1 protein-coding gene is annotated in these 929 nt (G+C 35.0%); it reads right to left on the bottom strand.

What is annotated here, in order from left to right; all coding sequences use genetic code 11:
- On the bottom strand, positions 1 to 915 hold a 915-nt coding region (locus HMPREF9007_RS00090; RefSeq protein ID WP_032850885.1), incomplete at its 3' end, for an SMI1/KNR4 family protein.
- Positions 916 to 929 lie beyond the last annotated feature (14 nt).

Below are 929 nucleotides of genomic sequence, written 5' to 3'. Positions count from 1 at the left end.
CTCTTGAAGCGTTTCGTCCCACTCGTCAGTCACGTAATAGTAAATCTTTTTATTCTTCAAGTTCAACGCATAATAGTTTCCACCCGAATCCATAGCAAAAGGCAACAGATTGCATGGCATTAAATTCCTACTCCATATATCTTTGGCTATGACTTCAATTGTTTCAAAAGCATTGGTGCGTTCCTTTATCGGAAAGAACGCATTTATCTCCACCCGATCCAAATCCTCGTCCTGCGGTTGAAAACAATATGGTGATGGCATACCACCGTTGAACTTGAGGTAAAAGTTCTTCATGCCTGCCGGAATCTTTACATTCAACTCAACCTCAAAATTCTTTATATCTTCTTTTGTTAGCGAAGCCGAACAGTCCGAAAGTTCAGGCATTACACCTTCTATTTCTATAATCTCCGTTTGTTGTTCCTCTTCGATTTTTGGGAAAGCAACGAGATTATTGAAAAAATCATCTATTGAATCCGCTATCAATTGAGGTTCATCAAAAATAAATGCATCGCTATTTTTTACAAAACCAATAATTTTATAAAAATATACAGCTCTGTTTTTTATATTGATTGCAATTACACCAATATTTCTCAAATTGTTATGTCCACTGGCAAATAGCAGAATATTGTCAGAAATCGAATTAGAACTACGATGCTCCAAGGTTTCTCCTTCAACAGTATGAAAAAGAGCATTTTTAAAACTCTTATTATATTTGAACGGTTGGAAAATTCTAATTTCCACTTCGTAATATTTGTTTATGGAGATGGTTTGCTGTTTAGGTTCTCCTCCATTATATTGCAAATAGAACTCTTTCAGTCTTTCCGGCAAAACATGACCCAACTTGCTCTCAACTTCTTCAAAATCTTTGAGAGTAAGACTTTTTTGACAATTTTCTAATTCTATCTTCATATTCATTCTTTTTATGGGCA

Source organism: Bacteroides sp. 1_1_14, from assembly GCF_000162515.1.
Taxonomy (GTDB): domain Bacteria; phylum Bacteroidota; class Bacteroidia; order Bacteroidales; family Bacteroidaceae; genus Bacteroides; species Bacteroides thetaiotaomicron.
The sequence above is the reverse complement of the archived record's forward strand: the minus strand, read 5'-3'. Positions and strand labels throughout refer to the sequence as shown.